Origin of the sequence: Streptomyces monashensis, assembly GCF_001866665.1 — a bacterium.
Classification (GTDB): Bacteria; Actinomycetota; Actinomycetes; order Streptomycetales; family Streptomycetaceae; genus Streptomyces; species Streptomyces monashensis.
Genome location: NZ_MLYO01000012.1, coordinates 245,567 through 269,536 on the forward strand (window position 1 = coordinate 245,567; position 23,970 = coordinate 269,536).

Consider the following 23,970-nt stretch of genomic DNA (forward strand, 5'->3'; position numbering starts at 1 on the left):
TGAGCCCGATGAGCCAGGCGGCACAGAACCTGAACTGGTTGATCACCAACTTCGTGGACAACACCCCGGGGGTGTCCCACACGGTGGTGGTCTCCGCCGACGGACTCCTTCTGGCAATGTCCGAGGGCTTCCCCCGCGACCGTGCGGACCAGCTCGCGGCCGTCGCCTCCGGTCTGACGTCTCTGACGGCAGGCGCCTCTCGGATCTTCGAGGGAGGTGCCGTGAACCAGACGGTTGTGGAGATGGAGCGGGGATTCCTCTTCATCATGTCCGTATCCGACGGCTCGTCCCTCGCGGTTCTGGCCCACCCGGAAGCGGACATCGGCCTCATCGGGTACGAGATGGCCCTTCTGGTGGACCGCGCGGGCACGGTCCTGACCCCGGATCTCCGTGCGGAGCTCCAGGGCAGCCTTCTCAACTAACAATCGGACGGTGCGTATTCGCGTCCCGGGGCCGTAAGGTTTCGGGACGCGGCTCCACAGCGATGGGTGCCCGGCACAGTCGGAGGAGGAGAGAAAGTGGCAACACCCCCAGGTGGTTCGCATTCGGGGAACTGGTCGTACGGCCCTGGTCAGGGTCAGGGCGACGGTTCGGCGAACCGGTACAACTTCCCCTCCGCCCCGAGCCACCGGCAGCCGTACGCGCCGCAGGGCCCCGGCCCGTCGCCGTACGACCAGCCTCCGGCCCCGCGCATCCAGCCGGTGCAGCCGCAGCGCCGCCCCGAGCCGGCGCCCGCGTCCGCATCGAACAACCCCCTGGTGCGTCCGTACGCCATGACCGGCGGCCGGACCCGCCCGCGGTACCAGCTCGCCATCGAGGCACTGGTGCACACCACCGCGCAGCCGCACCAGATGCAGGGCCAGCTGCCCGAGCATCAGCGGATCTGCAACCTCTGCCGGGAGATCAAGTCGGTGGCCGAGGTCTCGGCCCTGCTGACGATCCCCCTCGGCGTGGCCAGGATCCTCGTCGCCGACTTGGCGGAGGCGGGCCTGGTCGCCATCCATCAGCCCGGCGGCGACGAGAACGCCGGTGGCCAGCCAGACGTGACACTGCTCGAAAGGGTGCTCAGTGGACTTCGCAAGCTCTAGCGGCGGTCCTTCCCGCTCCACCACCTCCGCGAAGATCGTGGTGGCGGGCGGCTTCGGCGTGGGCAAGACCACGTTCGTGGGTGCCGTCTCGGAGATCAACCCGCTGCGCACCGAGGCCGTCATGACGTCCGCCAGCGCGGGCATCGACGACCTCACCCACACCGGGGACAAGACCACCACCACGGTGGCCATGGACTTCGGCCGTATCACCCTCGACCAGGACCTGATCCTGTACCTGTTCGGCACGCCGGGCCAGGACCGCTTCTGGTTCATGTGGGACGACCTGGTGCGCGGTGCGATCGGCGCGATCGTGCTCGTGGACACCCGGCGCCTCGCCGACTGCTTCCCCGCGGTCGACTACTTCGAGAACAGCGGGCTGCCGTTCGTCATCGCCCTCAACGGCTTCGACGGCCAGCAGCCGTACAACCCCGACGAGGTGCGCGAGGCGCTCCAGATCGGGCCGGACACCCCGATCATCACGACCGACGCCCGCCACCGCGCGGACGCGAAGTCGGCGCTGATCACCCTGGTCGAGCACGCGCTGATGGCCCGCCTGCGGTAGCACACCGGCATCACCTGACGACGGCCCCTGAACCGGTGGGTTCAGGGGCCGAGTTGTGTTCAGCGCCCGCAGTACGGCAGGGAGCGCACGGAGCCGCCGTGGTTCTCGTCGTCGGTGCCGAGCAGGGCCCGGTCGGTGCCGGGCACGCACTCCACGGCCTCGACCTTGTAGCCGTGGAAGGTACCGAGCAGGGTGGGGGACTGCGCGAGCGTGACGCGCACGGCGCCGGCCGGCGAGACGGTGACCCGGCCGATGTCGGACACGGCGGAGTCGAACGGCCCGTCGTCACCGGCGCCCGCCGCCGAACTCGCCAGGATCCGGCCGGAGTCGGTCACGGAGAGGTCGGAGATGTGCCGGGTGCCCTCGCCGACCGGGTACGGCGCCCGGTACGGCCGGCGGCTCACGGCGCCGAACTCGGGCTGTCCCCAGGGGGCGAAGGTGAGCGACGCCGCGTACAGGACGGCGGGGTGGCCCGGACCGTCGCCCCGGGAGGCCCACAGCGCGGCGAGCCTGCCGTCCCGGGACACCAGCGCGAGGCTCTCGTCGTCGTCGCCCGGGGCGACGCCGGGCAGGGGCGTGTAGTCGACGACGGCCGCCGTGTCACCGTCGACCCGGACGCGGTAGACGATGCCGCGGGCGGCGAGCGCCAGGTACTCCCCCGCCATGCCGGGAATCGCCTCGATGGCCTCCAGGTCCTGCGGTTCGGCCCCGCTCCACGTCAGCGGGGCGACCTCGTCGGGGCCGCGGTCCCGATGGGTGACCCGGGACAGCCGCCGCTGTCCGGGCGCCTTGTTGTCGTGCACGATCAGCGCGTCCACGCCGGTCCCGTCGGCCGACGGCCCCTCGAGGGCGAGGCCGCTGACGCCGCTGCGGGCGTCGGTGCCGACCCGCTGCCAGCTCTGGCCGGCGGCGCCGGCCGGGATCATGGCGAGCACGGTCAGCAGGGTTGTCGCGAGGGTGATCCGGACGGCACATCGCGGCGTCGAGAGTGTCACGGGCGGTGGGGTCCCTTTCCTGGGCCGGTTCCTGGGCCGGCTCCTGCGCCGGATGTCGGCGCCAGATTAGGGATCTTGATCGGCGACCGCCCAGCGCCGGTTGATCCGTTCGCGGGAGCGCACGGGCGCACGGACGGACTGGAAGGGCGCACAACACCGACGGCCCCGCCCTCCCGGAGGAGAGCGGGGCCGTGCTGACGCGGGGCTCAGTGCCAGCTGTGCGGGGCGCGGAAGCCGCCCTCGCGCTCCAGCCGGCGCCAGCCTGCCCTGGGGCGGCCGCGGCGCGCCGGGGCCACGGACGTGCGGGCGGCGGCGCGGGCCAGGAGGACGGCCGTGATGGCGGCGACTTCCTCGGGCTCGGCGTGGCCCTTCTCGACGCGGATGTCAGGAGTGCTCATGGGTGTCAGTCTCCGTGAGAGAGAGGTCCGCGGGGTTGCCGCGGCGGGTCCGCTCGGTTACTGCGGGGGGTTGCCGTGCTTGCGGGAGGGCAGGTCGGCGTGCTTGGACTGGAGCATCGCCAGGGACTTGACCAGGACCTCGCGCGTCTCGGCGGGGTCGATGACGTCGTCCACGAGGCCGCGTTCGGCCGCGTAGTACGGGTGCATCAGCTCGGACTTGTACTCCTTGACCATCCGGGCCCGCATGGCCTCGGGGTCCTGGGCGTCGGCGATCTGCCGGCGGAAGATGACGTTGGCGGCGCCCTCGGCGCCCATCACCGCGATCTCGTTGGTCGGCCAGGCGTAGGTGAGGTCCGCCCCGATCGACTGGGAGTCCATGACGATGTAGGCACCTCCGTACGCCTTGCGCAGGATGAGCGAGATCCTCGGCACGGTCGCGTTGCAGTAGGCGTACAGCAGCTTCGCGCCGTGGCGGATGATTCCGCCGTGCTCCTGGTCCACGCCGGGGAGGAAGCCCGGCACGTCCAGCAGGGTGATGATCGGGACATTGAAAGCGTCACACATCTGGACGAAGCGCGCAGCTTTTTCACTGGCCTCGATGTCCAGGACGCCGGCGAGGACCTGCGGCTGGTTGGCGATGATGCCGACCACCTGGCCGTCCATGCGGGCCAGCGCGCAGATGATGTTGCGCGCCCAGCGCTCGTGGACCTCCAGGTAGTCGCCGTCGTCGACGAGTTCCTCGATGACCTTCGTCATGTCGTACGGCCGGTTGCCGTCCGCCGGGACCAGGTCCAGCAGGACGTCGCTGCGGCGGTCGACCGGGTCGGAGGACTCGGCGCGCGGCGGGTTCTCGCGGTTGTTCTGCGGCAGCATCGACAGCAGGTAGCGCACCTCGGCGATGCACGTCTCCTCGTCGTCGTACGCGAAGTGGCACACGCCGCTGGTCTCGGCGTGCACGTCGGCGCCGCCGAGCCCGTTCTGGCTGATCTCCTCGCCGGTCACGGCCTTGACCACGTCCGGGCCCGTGATGAACATCTGCGAGGTCTCGCGGACCATGAAGACGAAGTCCGTGAGGGCGGGCGAGTACGCCGCGCCGCCCGCGCACGGGCCGAGCATCACGCTGATCTGCGGGATGACACCCGACGCCTTGGTGTTGCGCTGGAAGATGCCGCCGTAGCCGGCCAGGGCGCTGACGCCCTCCTGGATCCGGGCGCCCGCACCGTCGTTGAGCGACACCAGCGGGGCACCGGCCGCGATGGCCATGTCCATGATCTTGTGGATCTTGGTGGCGTGCGCCTCACCGAGGGCGCCGCCGAAGATCCGGAAGTCGTGCGCGTAGACGAAGACCGTACGGCCCTCGACCGTGCCCCAGCCGGTGATCACACCGTCCGTGTACGGCTTCTTCGCCTCCAGGCCGAACCCCTGCGCCCGGTGCCGGCGCAACTGCTCGACCTCCTGGAAGGACCCCGGGTCCAGGAGCAGCTCGATCCGCTCCCGCGCCGTCAGCTTGCCCTTGGCGTGCTGCGCCGCCGTCGCCTTCTCGCTCGGGCCGGACACGGCCCTGGCACGAATCTCGTGCAGCTCGGCGACCCGTCCGCGCGCGTCCGTCGGCTCGCCGGACGGCTCACCCGTCGTCTCTTCCAAAACGGTCATGTAGCGACCTTACGAAGGACACCAAGGAAAGCGAGACGTCGACTCCGTACAGTCTCCGGCCCGTTTTCCTGGTGCCAGTGAACAGAACCCCGGACGCGTGCAGCCGTTCCGACTGCTCAGAGGGCATCGGGGTTGTAGGGAGGCAACAAAGCCGTCACCTGAGAGACACCTCACATACGCGGTCGGCACATGCCATCCCTGGAGTGACACGCAGCCTCAGAGCGCGGTCCGCGGCGAGCACCTCGACGCCCTCGCCGACCCGGGTCACCGCGCCCACCGGGCGGTCCCAGACGAGCTCCAGCGGCCTGCCCGTGCGCGGCGGCTCGCCGACGTGCAGGACGGCCGTTCGGCCCCGGCGGACGACGAGCACGCTCGTCCCCGCGGAGACGGCCAGGTCCCCCACCGTACCGGCCCGCCAGAAGTTGGCGCCGGTCAGCCCCAGCCGGGGTACGGCGACGGCCTGCCGGCCGGGGTCGTTGGCGAGGACGCGCAGCCAGCGGCGGTCGGTGGCCCGCGCGGCGGTCTCGGCGCGGGTGGCACCGGGCAGCAGGACGTACAGGTAGCGGGCGCCGGCCGGGTCGGTGCCGTGGTCGAGCCAGAGGGTCTGCCAGCGCCGGGTGCGCCGCTCGTCGGTGCTGGTCGCGTTGATGTCGGACCAGGCGCCCGTGCGGTCCTCGCGCAGGTGGCGCGGTTCGGCGCCGTACGGCCCGTGCGGCAGGATCCAGCCGCCGTGCCCTTCGAGGTGCGCCCAGTTCCGCGCGCGTACAAAGGCCTGGGTGCCGCCCTCCCCCAGGTTGCGGTTGTCCACGATCGTCTCGACGGGCACGCCGTCGGCGCAGGTGATCCCGGCGCCGAGGCAGACCACGGCGTCGTCGAGGAAGAACCAGGACTTACGGGCCTCCAAGCTGGAACCGAGACCCCTGAGATGCTGGCCCACCGCCGCGTACGTGCCGTCCGTCGTCCCGCCGACCCAGCGGACGTCCGGCTTCGGCGTGCCCCACTCGCCCCCTTCGCGGTCGGCGAGCCGCCTGGTGGAGACGGTGGTACCCGGCAGCCGGTACCAGTCGACGGTCGGCCAGAACCAGTCCGTGTATTGATCGGCCCGATCCGACCGACCCCCTGGCCACCAGTACAGCATCCCCGAACCGGTGTGCCAGCCGCGCGGGTTCTCGCCGTTGCCGCACTCGTAGTGGGCGATGCGGTCGCTCGCCATGGACAGGGCGGCGGTGAAGCGGGGGCCGCGGTGGACGGCACGGTCCATGGCCGGGAAGAGCCGGTGACCGAGGGGTTCCGGGGCCGCACGGACGGACGAGGCGGCGACGGCGTGCAGCCGCGCGAGGTCGGCGACGTCGAACTGACCTCCCGTCAGAATCGGTGCCACGGTGTCCCGTTGGATCCATCCCTTCACCATCCCGTACCACCTCTCCCGCCGCTCCTCCCCCGCCCCGCCGGCGAGCAGTGCGATCGAGCCGATGAGCGCCTGCCCGTGGAAGTGGTCGCTGCGCATGAGGTGCAGGTCGTCATCGCGCAGGTAACCCCGGCTGATGGCACGGCCGTTGACGCCGTCCATCACCAGGCCGTCGTGGACGAGCGGCGCGAAGGTGTGCTCGACGGCGTCGAGGACGCTCCGCCGGGCGGGGTCGGTGACCTCCCAGGGCGACCCGGCGAGCAGGGCGAACAACCGCCCGAGCCCGTCGAGCAGGACCTGCCCGTACGTCCCCGCGTAGGCGACCCAGGTGTGCTGCACGAAGGAGCCGTCGGCGTAGAGCCCGTCGCCCTGCGTGACGTACGGGAAGACCGGCGAGAGGGCGTCCCGGGCGAGGGAGATCTTCGCGTCGTCCCGCCCGAGGATGCCGCGCAGCACGACGGAGCGGGCGAGGTCGACGCGGTTGGCGCCGGTGGAGGTGCCGGAGTAGTCGGTGAGCACGCCGTCCGGGATGAAGTGGTCCACGGCCGCGCAGGCGGCGGCGATCCGGTCGGCGCCGAGGCGGTCGTACAGCGTGGCCGTGATGTCCATGAGCAGCCGGGGGCTGCCGATCCGCCACTCCCACCAGTTGCCGTAGGGGCTGGTGGAGGGGTTGTAGACGCGGACGGAGAGATGGTCGAGGCCCCGGAGGACGGCGTCGAGGAGCGCGGGGTCTCCGGTGGCGCCGGTGCCGGGCTGGGCCCAGGCCCGGGTCATGGTCCACAGCCGGTTGTAGCTGTAGGTGATCCCGGCCGGCGGGTCGAAGGGGTGCCCGGGCCACAGGGAGTCGGGGGCGGGCGCCATGGTGCCGTTGAAGTCCCGTGCCAGGGAACCGAGTTGGACGAGACGCGAGGCGTACGGTTCGGCACCCGGGTCGTATCCGGTACCGAGGGCGATGTCGAGCCAGTGCCGGCGCAGGGCGTCGTGGCGATCACCGCCGGTCACGGCGTCGGCGGCCTCGAGACGGACTGCGGGGCGGGCCCCAGGGACGGTGGCCAGGGCGGGGCCGAGGGCGGCGGCGAGCAGCACCGCCCGCCGGGTCGGCCGCAGGGAACCAGTCACCGCCGCGCTCCTCCCGACTCGGCAGCCGTCGCAGTCGCACCAGAGAGTCCGTTACCCCACGTGACGCCGAAAACACGCTGTGGATGATGTTGAAAACTGAACAGAATGGGTCTACCGTCGGAGACATCGAGTTCGTTTAACGTTCAACCGAATCTCTCTGGAGCACGACATGGGCATCTTCAGCCGCAAGGACAGCACCCCCGCGACCACGACCACCGCCACCGCCACCGCCACCGGCCCCGACCTGACCGCGCTGACCGGCGACTACACGATCGACCCGGCGCACACCACGATCGGCTTCACCGCCCGGCACGCCATGGTCACCAACGTCAAGGGGGCGTTCCACGACTTCACCGGCAGCCTGCACCTGGACGGCGCGGACCCGTCCAGGTCCACCGCCACCCTCGACATCCAGATGGCCAGCGTCGACACCGGCAGCGCCGACCGTGACGGGCACCTGAAGTCGTCCGACTTCTTCAAGGCCGACGAGTTCCCGACCATGACCTTCCGCTCCACCAAGGCGGAGGCCCTGGGCGGCGAGGACTACCGCATCACCGGCGACCTCTCCATCCTCGGCACGACCAAGCAGCTCACCATCGACCTGGAGTTCAACGGCTCGGCGAAGGACCCCTTCGGCAACGAGCGCGTCGGCTTCGAGGGCAAGGCCGAGATCCTGCGCTCCGAGTGGGGCCTGACCTGGAACGCGGCCCTGGAGACCGGCGGCGTCCTGGTCTCCGACAAGATCAAGCTGAACTTCGACATCTCGGCGATCAAGAACGCGTGAGCCTCCGGCGGTTCGGCCGTCACCCCCGCCGTTCGAACGTGAGGTGGGCCGCCGGGCGAGGTGGCAGCGGCGCTGCCCCTTTTCCCGGCGCCCCCTCCCGAACCCGTCGTGCGACGGATCGGGCGGAGCGGTTCGACGAACTGCTGGACACGAGTGGGGCGTTGGCCCTGCTGGTGAAGAAGCTTCCCGTGCGGGAGACGGCCGGTCACAGGCCCTCTCTCCCGACGAGTGACGGGGGCCGGTGGCTCGCCGGCCCGGTCAGAACCCCCCGCCGAAGTCCCCTCCCCCGTCGCTCCCTCCTCCGTCGAAGCCGCCGCCGTCGCCGAACCCGCCCCCGAAGTCGCCGGGGTCGAAGTCCGTGCCAGAGACGTCGCCGCCCTGGGAGCCGTCGTCGTAGCGGGAGTCCGGGCCGAAGTCGCCGTAGCCCGTGCCGTAGTCGGCCGCGTACGACGGGGTGGCCATCATGCTGCCGAGGAGCGTGCCGACGAGCAGGCCGGGCAGGATGCCGCCGCCGAAGTAGCCGCCCGCCCAGGGGCCGTAGGCGGGGCCCGCGTCCCAGTAGGGGCGGCGGCCGTGCTCGGTGTCGACCTCGCGGATCACCGGGTCGCGGCCGTCGGCCAGCCGGGTGGCGTCGGCCGCGCAGACCGGGACCCGACGCGGGGCGCCACCGGGCGGGGTCCAGTCGGCGTCGGCGACCGAGGGGCCGTGGCGCGGGTCGAAGAAGCAGGGCGGCCGGCGCTCGGGCAGCGGACGGCCCGTGCGGCGGGCGGTGAGCTGGGCGAGCGAGAAGCGGCCGTCCTCCAGTGCCTCGGTCACCGCGCGGACGTCCTCCGGGCGCCGCGCCTCGGACATCCGCTGCTTGGCGGTCTCGTAGGCGTCCAGGGCGCGCTCGTAGTCGGCGCGCATCGCGTCGTCGGCGCCGGGCTCGGCCGGGTGGAAGTCGAGGCGGTCCAGTTCCTCTCCGAAGGCGGTGATGTCCTCGTCGACGACCACCCGCAGCCGGTCGAGGGCGGCCCGCCGCTCCTCCTCGCGCCGCCGGCGGCTGCGCCGGACCAGCGCGTACGCGCCCGCGCCGCCGGCCACGAGGACGGCGCCCGTGACGAGCACCGCCGTGCCGGACACCCCGCCGCGCGAACCGGCCGGGCCGCGCCAGCTCCTCGGGGCGTGGCCGCCGACCGTGGCCAGGGCGCGGTCGGTGAAGTCGGTGAGCTGGGCCTTCACCGGCTCGTCCTGGACGCTGTTCACCAGGTTGCGCCGGGCCGTCGTCGACATGACGGAGGAGTCGGCGCGGGCGTCGAAGCGGTCGCCGAGGCGGATGCCGTACAGGCCGGTGATGCCGGTGGCCGCGCGGAGGTTCGTGAAGAGTGCGGCCGTCGGGTAGCCGGCCGGGAGGACCGCGACGAACACCGGCTTGTTCCCGTCCACGATCCGCTTCGCGAGGGCGTCGGCGTCCGCCTTCGGCAGCTGGGAGGCGGCCGCCGGATCGACGTAGACCGGGCTCGCGCGCAGCGCCCGGGCGATCGTGGAGATGCTCGTGTCCGCGCTCGCCCGGGGCGCGAACGGGGTCGCGAGGAGCAGGAGGACCGGAAGGAGCAGCAGGAACGGGAGGAGCACGGTCGGCAGCAGGGCGGGCAGGCTGCGGGTCCGCAGGACGGCCTTCATGGTTCGAAGCTACCCGAATAACGGAGAAATCCGGCATATCGAAGAACGGCGAGCGGAGCTGTCGTTGGTATGGACCGCCCTTGGCCCTCATGGTTCACTCATGACTTAGCTCACGTCATAAGTTAACTGGACAGGAAGGGCGACGCACGATGAGCAGAACCCGGAGAACCCCCCGCGCGGTCCGGCTGCTGCTGGCCGGACTGCTCTCCGCCGCCGGCGTCACCGCCGCCGTACCCCCCGCGCACGCGGCCAACGAGCAGGTCACGGCCTGGCTCACCACCACCGACGACTCCGCCGGCCGGCATGTCGTCCGCGGGCTCCAGGCGCAGGCGCCGTTCGCGTTCCAGTCCGGGACGGGCGGCAGCGGCACGAACATCACCGTGGACGAGAACACCCGCTACCAGACCTTCACCGGCGGCGGCGCGTCCTTCACGGACACCGCGGCCTGGCTGATGAACAGCAGCGGGGCCCTGTCCCAGGCGACCCGGGACGCGACCATGCGCAAGCTGTTCTCGCCGACGGACGGCATCGGGCTGTCGTTCCTGCGCAACCCGATGGGCGCCTCGGACCTCGCGCGCTACGGCTACACGTACGACGACGTGCCGGCCGGGCAGAGCGACCCGAACCTGAACGGCTTCTCCCTCGCGCACGACCTCGCGGACGTCGCACCCCTCACCGAGCAGGCGCTCCGGCTCAATCCGTCCCTGACTGTCATGGCCTCGCCATGGACGGCCCCGGCCTGGATGAAGGACAGCGGCTCGCTGAACGGCGGCTGGCTGAAGGCCGAGGACTACGGGGCGTACGCCGACTACTTCGTGAAGTACCTCCGGGCGTACAAGGACCAGGGGATCGACGTCTCCTACGTGACGCCGCAGAACGAGCCGACCTGCTGTTCCGGCTATCCCTCGATGAGCTGGAACGCGAGCGGCATCGACTACTTCCTCAAGAACGACCTGCTGCCGAAGCTCCAGTCGGCCGGCCTGAGCACCAAGGTGCTGGCGCACGACTGGAACTGGGACACCTACGACTCCTACGCGGCCCAGGCCGTGGACGACGCGGCGATCCGCGACCACCCCAACTTCGGCGGGATCGCCTGGCACGGCTACGGCGGTGACGTCGCCAAGCAGTCCACCGTGCACGACCAGTACCCCGGGCTGGACGCCTTCGCCACCGAGCACTCCGGCGGCACCTGGATCGCCGACCAGCAGCACGAGGACATGACCGACATCATCGACTACACCCGCAACTGGGCGAAGTCGGTGACCAAGTGGTCGCTGGCCGTGGACCAGAACATGGGCCCGCACAACGGCGGTTGCGGCACCTGCACCGGGCTGGTCACCGTGCACGACGGGGACGGCGCGAGCGGGACCGTGGACTACACCGTCGAGTACTACGACATGGGCCAGCTGACCGAGTTCGTCCGGCCGGGCGCCCAGCGGATCGCCTCGACCGCGTCCACCACCGTGCCGAACGTCGCCTGGCGCAACCCGGACGGCAGCAAGGCGCTGATCGCCTACAACGGCTCCTCCTCCGCGCAGGACGTCACCATCGACTGGGGCTCGCAGCACGCCACTTACTCGCTGCCCGGCAAGACCTCGGCGACCTTCACCTGGGCCGGCCCGCAGGCCGGGAACGGCAGCCGGTCCGGCTCCTTCGTCGGCCTGGCCGGCAAGTGCCTGGACGTGGCGGGCGCTTCGAGCGCCGACGGCACGGCCGTACAGCTCTACGACTGCAACGGCAGCGGCGCCCAGCAGTGGACCGTGGCGGCCGACGGCTCGGTCCAGGCGCTCGGCAAGTGCCTCGACGTGACGTCGGGCTCGACGGCGGACGGGGCGAAGGTGCAGCTGTACGGCTGCAACGGCACCGGTGCGCAGCAGTGGTCGTACAACGCCTCGACCGGTGACGTCGTCAACACGGCGGCGAACAAGTGTCTGGATGTCACGGACAACTCGCCGTCGAACGGGGCGCGGGCGCAGATCTGGTCGTGCACCGGGGCCGCCAACCAGAAGTGGACCCTTCGGTAGGAGTTCCGCGTCCGGAGTTCTACCGGGCGGGCGGCCGGTCCGTGGGGGACGATGACCGTATGACGACACCTCGGGATCTGTTCCTCGTCAGCCTGGACGTGCCCGGCGAGCACCCCGTCGAGCAGGGCGATCTGTCGCTCGCGCTCGCGGGTGCCGAACTCGTCGACCTGCTCGGCGTGCGTGCGCTCACGCTGGACGGTGAGCGCGTCGTGCCCGGCCCCGCCCTGACCACGGGCGACCGGATGCTGGACGAGGCCGGGGCGGCGCTCAGGCGGCAGGAGCCGTACGAGACGGTCGAGGACTGGCTGTGGCGCCGGGGCGAGGGGCTGGCGGCCGCCTACCGGAACGCGCTGGAGTCCGAGGGGCAGCTCACCGCCGGCCGCCGCCACTGGCTGTCCCTGGACCCCGCCGAGCGCGTCCCGGCCGACACCCCGGCCCGGCAGCGGGCGGCCGACCGCTGGTGGTCCCGCGAACCGGTCCTCGCCGGCCTCGCCGGCATCCTCGCCATCGGCGAGGACCGCGCGGCCGAGGCCCCCACCGAGGAGGCCGTGATCACGGTCCTGGCGGCGGTCGGCGACGCGGTGCGCGAACTGGAGGGCGTCCGCACCCGCCGCCGCGTCGAGAACGCGGCCTTCGACAACATCTGGCGCGTTCCCTGAGCCACGCCCGGCTCGGGGCGCGGCGTGAACCGCGCCGCCGGCAGTCCTACGGGGCCTCCACGCCCGCCCGCAGCAGACCGTAGGTGTACGCGTCCTCCAGGGCCTGCCAGGAGGCGGCGATGACGTTGTCCGCCACCCCGACCGTGGACCACTCGCCGCTGCCGTCGGAGGTGGAGATCAGGACGCGGGTCGTGGACGAGGTGCCGTGCTTGCCCTCCAGGATGCGGACCTTGTAGTCGACCAGCTCCAGCGCGGCGAGCTGCGGGTAGATCTTCTCCAGGGCCACGCGCAGGGCGCGGTCGAGGGCGTTGACCGGGCCGTTGCCCTCCGCCGTGGCGACGATCCGCTCCTTCTTGGCCCACAGCTTCACCGTGGCCTCGTTGGCGTGGGTGCCGTCGGGGCGGTCCTCGACGATGGCCCGCCAGGACTCGACGTCGAAGTACTTCAGCGGGCGGCCCTCGACCTCGCCGCGCAGGAGGATCTCGAAGCTCGCGTCGGCCGCCTCGTAGGTGTAGCCCCTGAGCTCGCGCTCCTTCACCCGCTCGACCACCCGGCCGACCAGCTCGCGGTCGCCGCCGAGGTCGATGCCGAGCTCCTTGCCCTTCAGCTCGATGGAGGCGCGGCCCGCCATGTCGGACACGAGCATCCGCATGGTGTTGCCGACCAGCTCGGGGTCGATGTGCTGGTACAGGTCCGGGTCGACCTTGATCGCGGAGGCGTGCAGGCCGGCCTTGTGGGCGAAGGCGGAGACACCGACGTACGGCTGGTGGGTGGAGGGCGTGAGGTTGACGACCTCGGCGATGGCGTGCGAGATCCGGGTGGTCTCGCGGAGCCTGCCGTCGGGCAGCACCTTCTTGCCGTACTTCAGTTCCAGGGCGGCGACGACCGGGAAGAGGTTGGCGTTGCCGACGCGCTCGCCGTAGCCGTTGGCCGTGCACTGCACGTGGGTCGCGCCCGCGTCGACGGCGGCGAGGGTGTTGGCGACCGCGCAGCCGGTGTCGTCCTGGGCGTGGATGCCGAGCCGGGCGCCGGTGTCGGCGAGGACCGTGGCGACGACGGCGTGGATCTGCGCGGGCAGCATGCCGCCGTTGGTGTCGCAGAGGATGACGACGTCGGCGCCCGCGTCCGAGGCCGCCCGGACGACCGCCTTCGCGTACTCGGGGTTGGCGCGGTAGCCGTCGAAGAAGTGCTCGCAGTCCACGAACACCCGGCGGCCCTGCTCGCGCAGGTGGGAGACGGTGTCGCGGACCATCTCCAGGTTCTCGTCCAGGGTGGTGCGCAGCGCCAGTTCCACATGGCGGTCGTGCGACTTGGCGACCAGCGTGATCACCGGGGCGCCGGACGCGAGCAGGGCCTGGACCTGGGGGTCCTCGGACGCCTTGGCACCGGCGCGGCGGGTGGCGCCGAAGGCGACCAGCTGGGCGTGCCGGAAGTCGATCTCGGCCTGGGCGCGGGCGAAGAACTCGGTGTCCCGGGGGTTCGCTCCGGGCCAGCCGCCCTCGATGAAGCCGACGCCGAAGTCGTCCAGGTGCCGTGCGATGGCGAGCTTGTCCGCGACGGTGAGGTTGATGCCCTCGCGCTGCGCGCCGTCGCGCAGCGTGGTGTCGAAGACGTGGAACGAGTCGTCGAGCTCGTTGGTTGCCGTCTCGGTCATGGTCTCAAGGCTCCTGTTGTGAATCTTCGGTCTTACCGGAATGACCGGCTCCACCGTCCCCCCAATGGTCCCTCGCGCTCCGCTCCCGGCTGAAGGTGGGCCGGAAAACGAAAAAACCCCTCGCGGGTGCGAGAGGTCTGCGCGCGGGTCGAGGACGACGGTGGCCACCCGCACCCGTTCGTACGAGGTGGTCACTGCGGACCGGCGCGCCTGCTGCCCATAATCATGGCGAACGAGAGCACGGGGGCAGTCTGGCACAGCGTCGCCCCCGGCTCACGGACCGTCTCAGGATGCGGTCGTCAGACTGGACTCCCCGGACCCCTGTGCGGCCTGCACCCTGGCCAGATCCAGATCCTTCGTCTCCCGCATGGCGAGGTACACCACGAGCGACACGGCGGCGCATCCGGCCACGTACCAGAAGAAGCCGGACTCGATACCGGCGTTCTTGAACCACAGGGCCACGTATTCCGCCGTACCGCCGAACAGGGCGTTGGCGACGGCGTACGGCAGGGCCACGCCGAGGGCGCGGATGCCGGTCGGGAACAGCTCGGCCTTCACACAGGCGTTGATGGAGGTGTAGCCGGTGACGACGAGCAGCGCGAGCAGGCAGAGGCCGAGGGCGGGCCAGTAGCCGTTCGCGCGCCCCAGCAGGGTCATGATCGGCACCGTGAGGACGGTGGAGCCGACCGCGAAGGTGATCAGCAGGGGACGCCGGCCGATCCGGTCCGACAGCCGGCCCGCGAGCGGCTGGACGGCGGCGAAGACGATCAGCGCGGTGAAGGAGACGAGCGTCGCCGTCTGCTTGGACAGGCCCGCCGAGTTGGACAGGTACTTCGTCAGGTACGTGGTGTACGTGTAGTACGCCACGGTGCCGCCCATGGTGAGCGCGATGACGAGGAACGCCTCCCGCCTGTGCTGCCACAGGGCGCGCAGGGTGCCGCGCTCGGCGGCGTGCGAGTCGTCCTCCTCGTAGACCTCGGTCTCCAGCATGCTGCGGCGCAGGTAGAAGATGACCGCCGCGCCGAGCGCGCCCACGACGAACGGGATGCGCCAGCCGTAGCTGTGCAGCGCGGAGTCGGACATCGTCCGCTGGAGGACGATCTGGAGGCCGAGGCCGAGGATCTGGCCGGCGGTCATGGACACGTACTGGAAGCTGGAGGCGAAGCCGCGGTTCGCCGGGTCCGAGGCCTCGGTCAGATAGGTCGCGCTGGCCGCGTACTCGCCGCCCACCGACAGGCCCTGCAGCAGCCGGGCGACGAGCAGGACGAACGCGCCGCCGTACCCGGCGACCGCGTACGTCGGCGCGACGGCTATCAGGATCGCCGAGACCGACATCAGCGTGACGGTCAGGGTCAGCGCCGCCTTGCGCCCCTTGCGGTCGCCGACCCGGCCGAGCAGCCAGCCGCCCACGGGCCGCATGAAGAACCCGACCGCGAAGATGCCGGCCGTGTTCATGAGCTGGGCGGTGGAGTCGCCGCTCGGGAAGAACGCGCCGGCGAAGTAGGTGGCGAAGCTCGCGTACACGAACCAGTCGAACCACTCGACCATGTTCCCGGCCGACCCGACCCAGATCTTCTTCCAGTGTTGTCGTCCCATGGGCCGTTACCTGCCCGGCCCCGGAGAAAAGGATTCCCTCACCCCGCCCGCGGCTACGGACTCAGCAGCGAGTCGGCGATGAACTCCCGTACGTGCGCGAGCACTTGACCGCGGTCCGTGCCGCGCAGCCCGATGGCGACGTGGATGGAGAACCCGTCCAGCAGCGCGCGCAGGCGTGCCGCGAAGCGGTCGGCGTCGACCCGGCGGAACTCCCCCCGGGAGATACCCTCGGCGATCAGCGCGACCAGGTCGCGGTGCCAGGCGCCCTCGATCGCGGCCTGCCGGGTGCGCGCGTCGTCGTCGGCGTTCTGCGAGCGGTTCCACACCTCCAGCCACAGCGTCCAGTGCGGATCGCGGTGGCCGTCGGGGACGTACAGGTCGACGTAGGCCGTGAGCCGCTCGTGCGCGGTGCCGGGGCGGGTGAGCAGGCGGCCGCGTTCGGCGCCCAGCCGGCCCTCGCTCCACTCCAGGGCCTGGAGCAGCAGCTCGTCCTTGGAGCGGAAGTAGTAGAGGAGATGGCCGCTGCTCATCCCGACCTCGCGGCCGAGCGCCGCCATGGTGAGCTTCTCCAGACCGCGCTCGGCGATCATGTCCATGGCGACGGCGAGCACCTCCTCGCGCGGCGGCGCGTTCTTCCGCGCCCGTGCCGCACCGGCCATCCGTCTCTCCTACACGTTCACGCCTGCGTGTTCACGCCTACATGCTCACACCTTCGGCTGCTGCTGGGTGATGCAGTGGATGCCGCCGCCACCCGCGAAGATCGTACGCGCGTCCACCAGGGTGACCGTCCGCTCGGGGAAGAGCCGGCGGAAGATCCCGGCGGCGATCTCGTCGCGCGGGTCGTCGAAGCCGCACAGCACGACGCCGCCGTTGCACAGGTAGTGGTTGATGTAGGAGTAGTCGGCCCAGTGGCCGTCGGCCTCCAGGACGGTCGGGGCCGGCACCTCGACGACCTCCAGCGCCCGGCCGCGCGCGTCGGTCGCCGACCTCAGGCGGCCGATGACCTCCTTGGTGACCTCGAAGTCGGGGTGCGCGGGGTCCGGCTGGTGGTGCGCGACGACGACACCGGGGCGGGCGAAGGCGGCGACGATGTCGACGTGGCCGAGGGTGCCGAAGCCGTAGGGAGGGTAGTCGCCGGTCAGGCCGCGCGGGAGCCAGACGGCCTTGCTGGTGCCGAGGTGGGCGTGGATCTCGGCCTCGACCTCCTCCTTCGACCAGTGCGGGTTGCGTTCGGGGCCGAGCTGCACGGTCTCGGTGAGCAGCACGGTGCCCTCGCCGTCGACGTGGATCGCGCCGCCCTCGTTGACCAGCCGCGAGGCGTACGTCTTCGCGCCCGCGAGGTCGGACACGTACGCGGCGATCTTCGCGTCGTGCTCCCAGCGGGCCCAGTCCTGGGCACCCCAGCCGTTGAACGTCCAGTCCACGGCGGCGAGTTCGCCCTTGCCGCCGGTGAGGAAGGTCGGGCCGACGTCCCGCATCCAGGCGTCGTCCAGCTCGCGCTCGACGGTCTCGATCTCCGGGCCGAGCAGCGCCCGCGCCTCGGCGGTCTGGCCGGGGCCGCAGACCACGGTCACCGGCTCGAAGCGGCGGATCGCGCGGGCCACGGACGCCCAGGCGCGGCGGGACGCGGCGAGGTCGTCCGGGTCGTCGAAGGTGGGATTGGGGCCCGGCCACGCCATCCAGGTGCGCTCGTGCGGGGTCCATTCGGCGGGCATACGGAAGCCGTCGGCGGCGGGGGTGGTCATACGGAGGTCCTTCACAGGAAGTAGAGGCGGTTCAGGGAGACCGAGTCGGCGGGCCGCGAGCGGAGCGGGTCGCCGTCGAGGGTGACCAGTCCGGTGTGCTGGTCGACGTCCACCGCGCCGACCCGGGCGTTCAGCCGCAGGTCGGCGGGGCCGATCCCGCGCGTGCCGCGCACGGCGACGCGACGGCGGCGGGTGGGCATCGTGTCGCCGCCCTGGTCGAGGGCGGCCTGCGCGACGAAGGCGACCGAGATGTCGGCGGCCGTCGCGCCGTACGCGCCGAACTGCGGGCCCAGTACGAGGGGTTCGCACGTGTCGGTGGCCGCATTGGGATCGCCGACGACGCCGTACGCCGGGAAGCCCGACTTGAGGACGAGCTGCGGCTTGGCGCCGAAGTACTCCGGGCGCCACAGCACGATGTCGGCGAGCTTGCCGACCTCGATCGAGCCGACCTCGTGCGCGAGGCCGTGGGCGATGGCGGGGTTGATGGTCAGCTTGGCCATGTAGCGCAGGACACGGGCGTTGTCGTCGCCCTCGCCGTCGCCGTCCAGGGGACCCAGCTCGGCCTTCATCTTGCCGGCCATGGCGAACGTACGGCGCACGGTCTCACCGGCGCGGCCCATGCCCTGGGCGTCGGAGGAGGTGATGCCGATCGCGCCCAGGTCGTGCAGCACGTCCTCGGCGCCCATGGTGCCGGCCCGGATCCGGTCGCGGGCCATGGCGGCGTCGCCGGGCAGGTCGGGCTTGAGGTCGTGGACGGAGACGATCATGCCGTAGTGCTCGGCGACCGCGTCCCGGCCGAAGGGCAGGGTGGGGTTGGTGGAGGAGCCGATGACGTTCGGGACACCGGCCATCTTCAGTACGTTGGGCACGTGTCCGCCGCCGCAGCCCTCGATGTGGAAGGCGTGGATCGTACGGCCTTCGAGGACGCGAAGGGTGTCCTCGACCGAGAGGCACTCGTTCAACCCGTCGCTGTGCAGGGCGACCTGGACGTCGTGCTCCTCGGCGACGCGCAGGGCCGTGTCCAGGGCGCGGGTGTGGGCGCCCATGTCCTCGTGCACCTTGAAGCCGCAGGCGCCGCCCTCGGCCAGCGCCTCGATCAGCGGCGCGTCGGACGAGGACGAACCCCGGCCCAGGAAGCCGACGTTGACCGGCCAGGCGTCGAAGGCGTTGAAGGCGTGTCTGAGCGCCCAGGGCGAGTTCACGCCGACGCCCCAGACCGGGCCGAACTCCTGCCCGATGACCGTGGTCACGCCGGAGGCGAGCGAGGCCTCCATGATGCGCGGCGACAGCAGGTGGACATGGGTGTCGACGGCACCGGCGGTGGCGATGAGCCCCTCGCCGGACACGATCGACGTGCCTGTGCCGACGACGACGTCCACCCCGTCGAGGGTGTCGGGGTTGCCGGCCCGCCCGATGGCGCAGATGCGGCCTTCCCGGATGCCGATGGAGACCTTCCGGATGCCTTGCGCGGCATCGATCACGACAACGTTGCTGATGACGACGTCGCAGGTCTCGCGGACGGCGGCGGCCTTCAGGTGCAGTCCGTCGCGGGCGGTCTTGCCGAAGCCGGCCAGGAACTCGTCGCCGTGGCGCTGGGAGTCGGTCTCGACGCGGACGGTCAGCCCGGAGTCGCCGAGGCGGACGCGGTCGCCGGCGCGGGGGCCGTGGGTGGCGGCGTACTCGTAGGGGTTCATCGGGGGGGTCATCGGTTCTCCGCTCCCAGGTATCCGCAGGCCGCGGCCCTGCGCAGGGCCTCCTCCCGGGCGCCGGGCGCGTCCAGCGGCCCGTCGACCAGTCCGGCGAAGCCGATCGCGATCCGGTCGCCGCCGATCGGTACGAGGCCGACCTCGACGCGCTCCCCCGGGCCGAAGCGGACGGACGAACCGGCGGGCACGGCCAGGCGCGTCCCGTAGGCCGCCGCACGGTCGAAACGCAGGCGCGGGTTGGCCTCGAAGAAGTGGAAGTGCGAGGTGACGGAAACCGGCACGGTCGCGGTGTTGGTGACCGACAGCCGTACGACCGCCTCCGGCTCGGTGTGCTCCGGGGCCGGGACCAGCGCGCCCGGGCCGTGTTCGCCCAGCGAGCCGCCGCCGATCGGGTCGGAGACGACCGCGAGGCGGGAGCCGTCGTCGAAGACGGCCTCGACCATCACCTCGGTGACGACGTCCGCGACGCCCGGCAGGACGTCGTCGGGGCCGAGCACCGCGCGGGCCGCCTCGATGGCCTCGGCGAGCCGCCTGCCGTCCCGGGCCGCCTCGCAGACGGTGTCCGCGATCAGCGCGGTCGCCTCGGGCACGTTCAGCCTGAGGCCGCGCGCCCGGCGGGCCCGGGCCAGCTCGGCGGCTCCGAAGAGCAGCAGCCGGTCACGTTCCGTGGGGGTCAGTCTCACGTCGCGGCACCTCCTTGCCATCTCCCACTTAGAACGCCACTCTAAACGCAGAATTCGCGAAACAGAAGCATTGACCTGTCGGCAAGGCTTCATGGACATTGAACGTCGCTCTAACTCTCTGGCGGTAGTCGAAGGAGACCCAGCCATGCCGATAGAACAGCGCGGAGTCGACACCATCCCGGACGAGGAGCGGACCAGTGGTCCGCGCGATCTCGTCTCGATCCTGCTCGGCTCGAACCTCTGCCTCGGAGTGATCATCTTCGGCTGGCTGCCGCCGTCCTTCGGGCTCGGCTGGTGGGCGTCGGTGAGCGCGATCGTGGCGGGCACGGTGATCGGCACGCTGTTCACGGCACCGCTCGCGCTGGTCTCCCTGCGCACCGCGACCAACCTGTCCACCTCCTCGGGCGCCCAGTTCGGGGTGCGGGGCCGGCTGGTCGGCTCGGTGGTCGGCCTGCTGCTGGCCCTCGGCTACACCGCGCTGACCGTCTGGATCGGCGGGGACGTGATGATCGGCGTGCTGGGCCGGATGGCCGGGCTGCCGGCCGACGGGGTGGCGTACGCCGTGGTCTACGCGGTGCTCGCGGCGGCGACGGTCGCGGGCGCGGTCTACGGCTACCGGGTGCTGCTGAGCATGTCGAAGGTCCTGTCCGTCGGCATGACCGTCCTGCTGGTCCTGGGCATCTTCGCCTACGCCCCGCACTTCACCACCGCCGCGCTGCCGCAGACGGGCGGCTATCTGCTCGGCTCGTTCTGGCCGACCTGGTTCCTGGCGGCCGTGGCGGCGGGCCTGTCCGGCCCCATCGCCTTCATCACGCTGCTCGGTGACTACACCCGCTACATCTCGCCGTCCCGGCACGGCAGCCGCCGCGTCCTGCACGCGACCTGGCTCGGCCTGGTCCTCGGGCTGCTGGTGCCGCAGCTGTTCGGCACCTTCACGGCGTACGGCGCGCACGCGGCCCTCGACTACGCCGGTCCTCTGGTGCAGGCCTCCCCCGCCTGGTACCTGGTCCCGCTGTTGCTGTCCGCCTCCGCGGGCTCGGTCGGCAACGCGGGCCTGATGCTGTACTCGATGGGCCTGGACCTGGACGCGATCCTGCCCAGGGCCTCCCGGGCGCGGGCCACCTACACGGTCGCCGTCGTCGCCACCGTCTGCGTCTTCGCCGGCCACTACGCCTGGAACGCGCAGTCCGCGATGACGTCCTTCGTGCTGCTGCTCACCGCGATCGGCACCCCGTGGGCCGTCATCACCCTGATCGGCTTCGTCCGGTGCCGCGGGGTGTACGACGCCGACGCCCTCCAGGTCTTCAACCGCCGTTCGCGGGGCGGGATCTACTGGTACCGCGCGGGCTGGAACGTGCGGGCGACGGTCTCCTGGGCCCTGGGCGCCGGGGTCGGCCTGCTGGCCGTGTCCCTGCCCTCGTACCAGGGCCCGCTGCTGCGTCTGACCGGCGGCGTGGACTGCAGCTTCCTGCTGTCGGGCGCGGTGGGCGGCCTGGCCTACCTGCTGCTGACCGCCCGCGCCGAACCGGCGAGGGCCGCCACGGAACCCGACGAGGATTCCGAGGCGGCCCTGAGCGTCTGAGCGGGTGGCGGTCAGCCGATCCGGTGCATCCAGCCGTGCCGGTCCTCGGCCGTGCCGCGCTGGAGGTCCAGCAGGGCCTGGCGCAGGCGGAGGGTGACCTCGCCGGGGTTGCCGTCGCCGTGGGTCCACTCGCCGGCCTTGGTCTTGACGTGGCCGATCGGGGTGACCACGGCGGCGGTGCCGCAGGCGAAGACCTCGGTGAGGGCGCCGGAGGCGGCGTCCGCACGCCACTGCTCCAGGGTGACCACCCCCTCCTCGGCGGTGTAGCCGAGGTCGCGGGCGACCTGGAGCAGCGAGTCGCGGGTGATGCCCTCCAGGATCGAGCCGGTCAGCGCGGGGGTGACGATCCGGTCGCCGTAGACGAAGGCGACGTTCATGCTGCCGCTCTCCTCGACCTTGGTGCGGGTGACCGCGTCGAGGTAGACGACCTGGTCGCAGCCGTGCGCGGCGGCCTCGGCCTGCGGGAGCAGCGAGGCGGCGTAGTTGCCGCCGGTCTTGGCGTCACCGGTGCCGCCGGGGACGGCGCGGACGTGGTCCTCGGAGACCCAGATGGTCACGGGCTTGACGCCACCGGCGAAGTAGGCGCCGGACGGGGAGGCGATCAGCATGAACAGGTACTCGTTCGCCGGGTGCACGCCGAGCGCGGCCTCCGTGGCGAACATGAACGGCCGCAGGTACAGGGCCTCCTCGCCGCCGTGCGCCGGGACCCAGTCGGCGTCCTGGGCGAGCAGCGCGTCCAGCGCGGCGATGAACAGCTCCTCGGGCAGCTCGGCCATGGCCATGCGGCGGGCGGAGCCCCGGAAACGGCGGGCGTTGGCCTCGGGACGGAACAGCGCGATCGAGCCGTCGGGCTGACGGTACGCCTTCAGTCCCTCGAAGATCTCCTGGCCGTAGTGCAGGACGTGGGTGGAGGGGTCGAGGGAGATCGGGCCGTACGGAACGAGCTGGCCGTCGTGCCAGCCGCGGCCCTCGGTCCACTTGATCGTCACCATGTGGTCGGTGAAGTGGCGGCCGAACCCGGGGTTGGCCAGGATCGCTTCCCGCTCGGCGGCGGCGAGGGGGCTGGCGGAGGGCTTGAGCTCGATCGTGGGCGTCGTCATGAGTGGTTGTCCTTCACCGGTTGTAGTGACCGGGCCGCGCTCACGCCCCGACCGGCTTCTCAGCCGGTGCTAGGACGTCCGAGCTTTCCCTCATACCGCGGCTCCGCGTTCGATTATCGCGCGGGGACTGCGGCCGACGGAATCGGGGTGAAAGCGGCCCAGGGGTTGATGGTGGCACCCGGCGGGGACAGGGGGAAGCCGCCGGGTGGTCGTGCGACCCGGCGGCTTGTCGTGGTGGAGCGCCGGATCAGCCGGCTACTCGCGCGGCGAGCGCGTCGCCGATCTCGGACGTGGCACGGGCGGGCTTGCCGGCGCGCTCGGTGAGGTCCGCGGTGACGGCGGCGTCGATGCGGTCGGCCTCGGCGTCGTACCCGAGGTGACGCAGCAGCAGGGCGACGGACAGGACCGTGGCGGTGGGATCGGCCTTGCCCTGTCCGGCGATGTCCGGGGCCGAGCCGTGGACCGGCTCGAACATGGACGGGAACTCGCGGCCCGGGTTGATGTTGCCGGAGGCCGCGACGCCGATGCCGCCGGAGACGGCCGCGGCGAGGTCGGTGATGATGTCGCCGAAGAGGTTGTCGGTGACGATGACGTCGAACCGGGCCGGGTCGGTGACCAGGTAGATCGTGGCCGCGTCGACGTGGATGTAGTCCGTGGTGACCTCGGGGAACTCCTCGGCCACCTTGTTGAAGACGTTCGTCCACAGGTGGCCGGCGAAGGTCAGCACGTTGTTCTTGTGGACCAGCGTGAGCTTCTTGCGCGGGCGGGCCTGGGCGCGGGCGAAGGCGTCGCGGACCACGCGCTCGACACCGAAGGCGGTGTTGACGGAGACCTCGGTGGCGACCTCGTGCTCGGTGCCCTTGCGGATGGTGCCGCCGTTGCCGGTGTACGGGCCCTCGGTGCCCTCGCGGACGACGACGAAGTCGATCTCCGGCTGGCCGGCGAGCGGGGTCGCGACACCGGGGAGCAGCTTGCTCGGCCGCAGGTTGACGTGGTGGTCGAAGGCGAAGCGGAGCTTCAGCAGGAAGCCGCGCTCCAGGACGCCGGAGGGGACGCTCGGGTCGCCGATCGCGCCGAGCAGGATCGCGTCGTGCCGCTTGAGGGAGTCGAGGTCGGCGTCGGTGAGGGTCTCACCGGTGGCGTGGTACCGCTTGGCGCCGAAGTCGTACTCCCGCGTCTCCAGCTTCACATCCTGCGGAAGCACGGCGGAGAGGACCTTCAGACCTTCGGCCACGACCTCCTGGCCGATGCCGTCACCGGGGATCACTGCGAGATCGATGCTGCGAGACATGCGGGCGACCCTACTCCTCGTCCCAGGTGATGACATTCGGTGTCCGCGATGCGGACACGTGTCGGTTCCGTGCCGGCGTTCCGTCCCGGCGCTCTCAGTGGCCGGTCTCGCCGCCGTTGTCGCGGCGGTCGAGGGCGCGCTGGAGGGCGGCGGCGGCGTTCTTGCGGTCGGCCTCGCTGGTGCGGGACACGTGGCGGACGCGGCGGCGGGCGGTCGTCTCGATCATGGGGATCGACTCCTTCGGCAGACGTGGAGCACGCT

The 23,970-nt window shown here is 71.5% G+C and carries 21 protein-coding genes; 7 read left to right on the top strand and 14 right to left on the bottom strand.

From position 1 onward, the window contains the following. Window positions 1–8: 8 nt before the first annotated feature. The 3 genes from BIV23_RS05945 to BIV23_RS05955 all read left to right on the top strand — a co-directional run bounded on the left by BIV23_RS05945 (window position 9) and on the right by BIV23_RS05955 (window position 1,650). Window positions 9–422 carry a roadblock/LC7 domain-containing protein gene (locus tag BIV23_RS05945; protein WP_003993185.1) on the top strand — a complete coding sequence of 138 codons (414 nt, stop codon included), beginning with the start codon at window positions 9–11 and terminating at the stop codon, window positions 420–422. 96 nt (window positions 423–518) lie between these two features. Next, window positions 519–1,088 (top strand): DUF742 domain-containing protein, encoded by a 570-nt coding sequence (locus BIV23_RS05950; RefSeq protein ID WP_071370711.1) that lies wholly within the window; start codon window positions 519–521, stop codon window positions 1,086–1,088. Further along, window positions 1,069–1,650 (top strand): GTP-binding protein, encoded by a 582-nt coding sequence (locus BIV23_RS05955; RefSeq protein ID WP_009314218.1) that lies wholly within the window; start codon window positions 1,069–1,071, stop codon window positions 1,648–1,650. Before BIV23_RS05950 ends, BIV23_RS05955 begins: the two co-directional genes overlap by 20 nt. A gap of 59 nt (window positions 1,651–1,709) precedes the next feature. Here BIV23_RS05955 and BIV23_RS05960 read toward each other — a convergent pair whose 3' ends face one another. The 4 genes from BIV23_RS05960 to BIV23_RS05975 all read right to left on the bottom strand — a co-directional run bounded on the left by BIV23_RS05960 (window position 1,710) and on the right by BIV23_RS05975 (window position 7,223). After that, entirely contained in the window at window positions 1,710–2,645 is a 936-nt protein-coding gene (locus BIV23_RS05960) for a hypothetical protein (protein ID WP_107471087.1), read from the bottom strand. A 206-nt stretch (window positions 2,646–2,851) separates the two neighbouring features. After that, complete coding sequence (locus BIV23_RS05965; protein ID WP_071379660.1) at window positions 2,852–3,043, bottom strand: acyl-CoA carboxylase subunit epsilon; 192 nt, start codon at window positions 3,041–3,043, stop codon at window positions 2,852–2,854. Between the two features lie 57 nt (window positions 3,044–3,100). Further along, a complete protein-coding gene (locus BIV23_RS05970) occupies window positions 3,101–4,696 on the bottom strand; it encodes an acyl-CoA carboxylase subunit beta (protein ID WP_071379661.1) in 1,596 nt (531 codons plus the stop codon). 154 nt (window positions 4,697–4,850) lie between these two features. After that, the gene (locus BIV23_RS05975) at window positions 4,851–7,223 is read right to left on the bottom strand and encodes a polysaccharide lyase 8 family protein (protein ID WP_071379662.1); all 2,373 of its coding nucleotides are present in this window, start codon (window positions 7,221–7,223) and stop codon (window positions 4,851–4,853) included. Between the two features lie 169 nt (window positions 7,224–7,392). Between BIV23_RS05975 and BIV23_RS05980 the strand changes: the two genes are divergently transcribed. Continuing rightward, window positions 7,393–8,007 (top strand): YceI family protein, encoded by a 615-nt coding sequence (locus BIV23_RS05980; protein ID WP_071379663.1) that lies wholly within the window; start codon window positions 7,393–7,395, stop codon window positions 8,005–8,007. Between the two features lie 258 nt (window positions 8,008–8,265). On the opposite strand, the gene BIV23_RS05985 is transcribed toward BIV23_RS05980, so the two are convergent. After that, the gene (locus BIV23_RS05985; protein WP_071379664.1) at window positions 8,266–9,669 is read right to left on the bottom strand and encodes a hypothetical protein; all 1,404 of its coding nucleotides are present in this window, start codon (window positions 9,667–9,669) and stop codon (window positions 8,266–8,268) included. 149 nt (window positions 9,670–9,818) lie between these two features. On the opposite strand from BIV23_RS05985, the gene BIV23_RS05990 reads away from it, so the two are divergent. Together BIV23_RS05990 and BIV23_RS05995 are read left to right on the top strand one after the other, a co-directional pair. Continuing rightward, window positions 9,819–11,693 carry a ricin-type beta-trefoil lectin domain protein gene (locus BIV23_RS05990; protein WP_071379665.1) on the top strand — a complete coding sequence of 625 codons (1,875 nt, stop codon included), beginning with the start codon at window positions 9,819–9,821 and terminating at the stop codon, window positions 11,691–11,693. Window positions 11,694–11,752: 59 nt separating this feature from the next. After that, on the top strand, window positions 11,753–12,352 hold the full coding sequence (locus BIV23_RS05995) for a GOLPH3/VPS74 family protein (protein WP_071379666.1): 600 nt from the start codon (window positions 11,753–11,755) through the stop codon (window positions 12,350–12,352). Between the two features lie 46 nt (window positions 12,353–12,398). Here BIV23_RS05995 and cimA read toward each other — a convergent pair whose 3' ends face one another. The 6 genes from cimA to ureA form a co-directional block, all read right to left on the bottom strand. After that, on the bottom strand, window positions 12,399–14,006 hold the full coding sequence (cimA, locus tag BIV23_RS06000; protein WP_071379667.1) for a citramalate synthase: 1,608 nt from the start codon (window positions 14,004–14,006) through the stop codon (window positions 12,399–12,401). A gap of 285 nt (window positions 14,007–14,291) precedes the next feature. Next, window positions 14,292–15,602 (bottom strand): MFS transporter, encoded by a 1,311-nt coding sequence (locus BIV23_RS06005; protein ID WP_071379668.1) that lies wholly within the window; start codon window positions 15,600–15,602, stop codon window positions 14,292–14,294. Between the two features lie 53 nt (window positions 15,603–15,655). Continuing rightward, complete coding sequence (locus BIV23_RS06010) at window positions 15,656–16,261, bottom strand: TetR/AcrR family transcriptional regulator (RefSeq protein ID WP_071379669.1); 606 nt, start codon at window positions 16,259–16,261, stop codon at window positions 15,656–15,658. 45 nt (window positions 16,262–16,306) lie between these two features. Further along, entirely contained in the window at window positions 16,307–17,347 is a 1,041-nt protein-coding gene (locus BIV23_RS06015) for an agmatine deiminase family protein (protein ID WP_071379670.1), read from the bottom strand. An 11-nt stretch (window positions 17,348–17,358) separates the two neighbouring features. Then, complete coding sequence (locus tag BIV23_RS06020; RefSeq protein ID WP_425443465.1) at window positions 17,359–19,053, bottom strand: urease subunit alpha; 1,695 nt, start codon at window positions 19,051–19,053, stop codon at window positions 17,359–17,361. Further along, entirely contained in the window at window positions 19,050–19,736 is a 687-nt protein-coding gene (gene ureA, locus BIV23_RS06025) for an urease subunit gamma (RefSeq protein ID WP_071379671.1), read from the bottom strand. The genes BIV23_RS06020 and ureA overlap by 4 nt, the downstream gene beginning before the upstream one ends. 145 nt (window positions 19,737–19,881) lie before the next feature. Between ureA and BIV23_RS06030 the strand changes: the two genes are divergently transcribed. After that, entirely contained in the window at window positions 19,882–21,318 is a 1,437-nt protein-coding gene (locus BIV23_RS06030) for a cytosine permease (RefSeq protein ID WP_071379672.1), read from the top strand. 11 nt (window positions 21,319–21,329) lie between these two features. Here BIV23_RS06030 and BIV23_RS06035 read toward each other — a convergent pair whose 3' ends face one another. The 3 genes from BIV23_RS06035 to BIV23_RS53125 all read right to left on the bottom strand — a co-directional run bounded on the left by BIV23_RS06035 (window position 21,330) and on the right by BIV23_RS53125 (window position 23,935). Continuing rightward, a complete protein-coding gene (locus tag BIV23_RS06035) occupies window positions 21,330–22,418 on the bottom strand; it encodes a branched-chain amino acid aminotransferase (RefSeq protein WP_071379673.1) in 1,089 nt (362 codons plus the stop codon). A gap of 247 nt (window positions 22,419–22,665) precedes the next feature. After that, the gene (locus tag BIV23_RS06040; protein WP_071379674.1) at window positions 22,666–23,709 is read right to left on the bottom strand and encodes a 3-isopropylmalate dehydrogenase; all 1,044 of its coding nucleotides are present in this window, start codon (window positions 23,707–23,709) and stop codon (window positions 22,666–22,668) included. 94 nt (window positions 23,710–23,803) lie between these two features. After that, the gene (locus BIV23_RS53125) at window positions 23,804–23,935 is read right to left on the bottom strand and encodes a hypothetical protein (RefSeq protein WP_107471088.1); all 132 of its coding nucleotides are present in this window, start codon (window positions 23,933–23,935) and stop codon (window positions 23,804–23,806) included. Window positions 23,936–23,970: the final 35 nt, after the last annotated feature.